At 71.0% G+C, this 4,747-nt stretch carries 4 protein-coding genes; all 4 read right to left on the bottom strand.

Annotation, left to right across the window (positions count from 1 at the left end; translation table 11 throughout):
- Window positions 1-106: 106 nt before the first annotated feature.
- On the bottom strand, window positions 107-1,273 hold the full coding sequence (locus tag ACOJUF_RS18305) for a M15 family metallopeptidase (protein ID WP_420123252.1): 1,167 nt from the start codon (window positions 1,271-1,273) through the stop codon (window positions 107-109).
- Window positions 1,270-1,971: a hypothetical protein gene (locus tag ACOJUF_RS18300; protein ID WP_420123251.1), complete on the bottom strand. Its 702-nt coding sequence runs from the start codon at window positions 1,969-1,971 to the stop codon at window positions 1,270-1,272. The genes ACOJUF_RS18305 and ACOJUF_RS18300 overlap by 4 nt, the downstream gene beginning before the upstream one ends.
- Complete coding sequence (locus ACOJUF_RS18295) at window positions 1,971-4,421, bottom strand: hypothetical protein (RefSeq protein ID WP_420123250.1); 2,451 nt, start codon at window positions 4,419-4,421, stop codon at window positions 1,971-1,973. Before ACOJUF_RS18295 ends, ACOJUF_RS18300 begins: the two co-directional genes overlap by 1 nt.
- A partial coding sequence (locus ACOJUF_RS18290) for a hypothetical protein (RefSeq protein WP_420123249.1) occupies window positions 4,418-4,747 on the bottom strand: 330 nt, incomplete at its 5' end. The genes ACOJUF_RS18295 and ACOJUF_RS18290, both read right to left, overlap by 4 nt.

Raw genomic sequence — 4,747 nt, 5'->3', positions numbered from 1 at the left:
CTGGCCAGTCGCGGATCGATCATGGTGTTCTTCCTTCCGTTGTGCCGGCGGCCGTTCCGTCGGCGCCGGTGGTTCCTGGCGTTGTCGGCGGCCAGGACGCCGAGCTTCACGAGATGGCGCCGTATTCCCAGTGCCACGGCTCAGGTTTCGACCCGCCGGCCTGCGCCCAGGCGGGGTGGTTCCAGCCGTAGCGGCCGGCGTTGGCGGTGAGCCAGTCGAAGGCCGGCCCGGTTCCGGTGTTGATGCCGCAGCAGCCGCCGATGTCGACGGCCTTGCCCCAGCCGTGGTTGGAGGTACCCGGGTTGGCGTACAGGCTCCCCTTCGCCAGTCGGCATTGGACTTGTTCGTCGTAGGAGCGGTAGCCGTCGGTGATGCCGATGTCCTGCCCGAACTGGGCCTTGAAAGCGGTGTTGAGCTGGTCGAACGCGGTCGAGGCGCCGCATTCGAGTTGCAGGGCCGGCTTGGACGGGATCGGGCACAGGGCGGTCGCGGGGATGCGTCCGTTCTGGTAGCCGCCCCACGCCGCCGGGCCGGTCGCGGCGTTGGCGGCCGGCTGTCCGCAGGAGGTGTCGGCGGCGGCGACCTGGGCGATCGCGTTTGCCCCCGCAGTTGTGGATCCGGTGTCAAGGGCGGCGACGATGACGGTGGCCTGCTGGTAGGTGTCGCGATAAATGCCGCCATCGCTCGAAGGCGACCCCTGGACCTTCTGGGCGACGGTCCAGGGTGAGACTGTCTGCCAGTTGGAGACGGTGACCATCCGGTCGAGGAATTTCCCGGTCGCGGTAGCCGGGTTGATCAGCTCGGCCGGGGTGCCCCAGCCGGTCATCGGCCGCTGCTGAAACAGGCCGATGCTGTCGAGGTTGTTGCCGACCTTGTCGTGCGGGAAGGCCAGGGACTGGCGGGCGACGGACCGTTCAGCGTCATTGAGTTGCCGGCCTTCAGCGGACCCGATCAGGGTGCTGGTGCCGTCGTTGGCGTAGTTGTACAGGCTGGATTCAGCCAGTGCGGCGGCGACCGCGATGGCCGCGCCGGTGGGGCCGAGGCCGCGCCCGAGGGCGACCCCGACGACCGTCTTGGCGTTCGCTTCCTGCGCCGGGTCGAGACCGGGGGCGGTGCCAGTGACGGCTGCGGGTGGGCAGTCGCCGGTGCCGGTGGGTCGGCCGATCGTGTTGATGATGGCGCCGCGGGCGCCGGCCATGGTGCAGCCCGTGAGCAGGACGCCGGCCAGGCCGAGAATCAGCCCGGGCCAGCGACGAGACGTCTTGATCGTCATGGCGCTTCGACGGTGACGGTGACGACCCGCCAACCGGTGTCGGTGTAGATCACGGTGAGAGCGAGGGAACCGTTGTTGGTGGCGACACCGGTACTAGCCAGACCTGGCTGGAAAGCCCGCATCGCCGGCTCGGTTTCGCGTTGGCTACCGGGCAGGGCGTCGCGGTTCAGGGTGGGCAGTTGCTTGGCCAGGGTGGGGTCGGCCCAGCGGCTGACCTGGTCTTGCCAGGCCTGGTCGGAGCCGCCGGCATACCAGGCGTCGACGAACCGCGCCGTGACTTCCAGGGCCGCAGCCTGGTCGGCCTCGGGCACGTACCCGGACGCCGCACCCTCGATCGTGGTCGTGACCGGGACGCCGATCACAACGGGAGTGGTCGTCGACCGGGTCGCTGGATCGCGGCTCGGGTGGTCGGACGGCGTAATGCCGTACTCCCGGTACAGGCAGGCGTCCCGGTCCGGGCCCTTGGCCCACAGCGCGACGCACTCGTCCGGGTTGGTCGGCACCGCGGTCGGCCTCGTGGTGGTGGTGCTGGTTGCCGGGGTGATAGCCAGCGGCCCGGCCGGACCGGCGGCCGGCGCGACTCCGCCGGTGTCGAGGATGATCTTGGTGAGCAGAGCCACGGCCAGGGCGGCGAGGACCAGGGCGATGAGCCGGCCGCGACTGCGGAGGGGCCAGCGCCAAGCAGTGCGTGCGTTCATCAGATCCTCCTCGGGTCGTCGGCGGTATGCCGCCAGCTCGTGGTGCGGGCTTCGGGTCGGCTGTGGCCGACCCACGGCGGCGGGTCCGGCGGTCGGAAGACGGCCGGTTCGTCCGGCGCCGGCCCGACCGGACGGTGATCCGGATCGGCGGGTCGGAAGACGCGGTCGTCATCGGCGCGCACCCACCGACGGCCGTTCCAGAACTGTCGGAGCAGGTGCCCCTTGGCCGGTCGCGAGTCAATCGCGGGCGCCGGGCCCGGATCCCGCTGCCCCTCCATGCCGGCGACGACCGGGGTGACCTGCGTAGGTTCGGCGTCCGCGGCGGGCCTGCGGTCCGCCGGCAGTGTCGAGCCACGGGCGGCAGCCGAGGTGGTGCGGGGGATGCGTGTGGTCGCCGGCTCGCCGGGCCCCGGCGCGGGTGCCGAGCCAACGGGCTGGCCCGTGACCGGTAGCTGGGTGGTGCGGCGGCGGACGATGGTGACCTGCTCGGGGCGGCTCGACCGGGCCGGCTCGGTCGGCGTGACCGTTCCGGCCGGGTACTCCGGCGGGTCGCTGACCCGGTGACTGGTCCCGCGGCGCCAGCGGGGCAGTGGAGAGAGCCGGTACAGGCCGGCCATCGCCCGGCGCCGCTGCTCGGACAGCTGGTGCGGGTTGCCGGTGGCGGCGTAGGACAACATTCCGGTGATCCGCTTGATCGGGCGGGTGAGCAGCCAGACGACCAGCGAGATGAGCGCGAGGATGATCACCCCAGAGTTCGGGTCGACCTGCTGGCCGGCGACCATAGTGGGGCTGAGCATCACCATGGACAGGTAGGTCATCAGGGCGCCGGCCGCGCTGAACAGCAACACGACGAGCAGGCTGCTCACGGCGACGCCGAGGACACGGCGGGCCAGGTGCGGGCGGACCATCATGCCGATGCCGACGAACAGGCCGGCGATCAGGGCGAGCCGCAGCAGCAACCGCGCGGTCAGCACGGCGGTGTAGGCGGCCGCCGGAAACGGCGCCGCGGCAGTCGACGCAGCCAGTGCGCTGAACCCGGCGGCGGTCCGGTTCCCGGCCCGCCCCTGGATGTAGGGGTAGATGGTCGGGCCGGCGTCCTCGATGGCGGACCGGTATTCGGCTTCGGTGGCGGCGACGACATTGCCGGGTGGACCGGGCTTGTCGGACCGCCCGCAGACCTGTTTGTTGTCCTGGTAGGTGCACCACACCGCGCCGGCCGGCGCGTTCTGCTGAATCTCGTTCAGGTCGGGGAGTTTGAGGTTGACGGCTTGCCCGTTGAGGAACCGGGCGCCGAGGTCGGCGTCGGGGTCGGTCAGGTTCTGCGATCCGATCATGCCCTGCTGCCAGTACCGCTGAATGGTGTTGCGCACCAGCACTTCCGGATACAGCCACCGCCGCAGATACTCGGCATTGACCGGGTCCTTCGGGTCCGGCGTGTACTTCACGGTGCAAGCGGTACCGGCCACCTTCAACAGGCCATCATCGTCGAAATGCGGTTTATAGAGTGCGGTCTGGTCGAAGTCGCAATGCTGGATCTGCGGCAGCACGTCGGCCGGGAGCCGGCTCATCACCTGGGTGTCGATGCGTTGTTGGGCGTCGACCAGGGCCTGGTCGGCGGAGCGGATCAGGTCCATCGGCGCGGCCGCCGCGATCGTCAGGATGGTCAGGCCGGCGAGGGCGGCGGTGACCCGGCGCAGCACCTCGGGCAGGTTGCCGCGGATCGCCAAGGTCAGGACGGTCAGGCCGAGCATGACCAGGGGAAGCCATACCCACGGCTGCACGAGGACCGTGTACCCGGCGGTCGCGACGGTGCCCATGAAGGTGTCGAGGCTGCCGAAGGTGTTCGGGTCGAGGGCGCGGGCCCGCATCCCGGTGGCCCATGCGTCGAGGAGGACGGCTCCGCCGAGGAGCCAGTTCCCGAGCTGGGTGGACTGCGACGCTCCGGAAACGTCCCACGGGGATTGGATCCCGGCGAGTTGGGTGACCGAGTTGACGCAGCCGGGGTCGTAGGACCACCAGAAGAACCCGGCGTAGCCGTGGTCGCCGTAGGCGGTGCCGTCGAACGGCAGACCGGCTTGTGGGTCCAGGAACCCGGCCACCCCGGCGCCCGGGGTTTCCGCGGGTGGGGCGAGGCGGCAGTAGTCCGTCGCGTCTGGCACCGACGGGCCGATCGGGTCCGCACCGGCTGGCGGGGCCGCAGCGAACAGCAGCAGCCCGATGACGGCGGCGATCGCGAGTGGCCGGACCCAGGTCCGGCGCGCCACCAGGTACACGGGCCGGCCGAACCGCCGCGCGACGTACACGGGCCGACCGAGCCGATGAGCCAGGAGGACGAGCAGGAGCAGTCCGACCGCCAGCACGATCACCGAGCCGGGCACCCCGAGGAGCCAGCAGCCCAGCACCACCAAGATGATGACCGTGGTGCGGGGGCGGCGGCGGACGGTGGTCATGACGCTGCCCGGTGGAACGTCTGGCCGGGGGCGGATTCCAGGGCCGACCAGAGCCAGTCGAGATGGTCGCCGTCGCGGGCGATCTCGATCAGTTCCTTACAGCCGGCGCCGCCGCGGGAGTAGAACAGGAACTGCCGGGGCACGTCCTCCGCGTCGTCGGTGGGCCGGGGCAGGTCCAGCAGCGCCTGCTCGTAGCCGACGCCGGTCGGGATCTGCACCAGGCCCAACGCGCGGGCGGCGGCTTGTTCGTCGTCCATCCGGCCGAGGAACGCGCCGCCGACGAAGTTGCGCAGGGTGTCGTTGTCCGACCCGGCCGCCTCCTCCTG

The sequence above is a fragment of the Nakamurella sp. genome (assembly GCF_048594475.1).
Lineage (GTDB): Bacteria > Actinomycetota > Actinomycetes > Mycobacteriales > Nakamurellaceae > Nakamurella.
Note: the sequence above shows the minus strand (reverse complement) of the source record. Positions and strands in the feature narration are given on the sequence as shown.

Bases quoted from the DNA above. Each gene is read 5' to 3' on its own strand.
- ACOJUF_RS18305 (WP_420123252.1), bottom strand. From the start codon at position 1,273: ATGACGATCAAGACGTCTCGTCGCTGGCCCGGGCTGATTCTCGGCCTG.
- ACOJUF_RS18300 (WP_420123251.1), bottom strand. From the start codon at position 1,971: ATGAACGCACGCACTGCTTGGCGCTGGCCCCTCCGCAGTCGCGGCCGG.
- ACOJUF_RS18295 (WP_420123250.1), bottom strand. From the start codon at position 4,421: ATGACCACCGTCCGCCGCCGCCCCCGCACCACGGTCATCATCTTGGTG.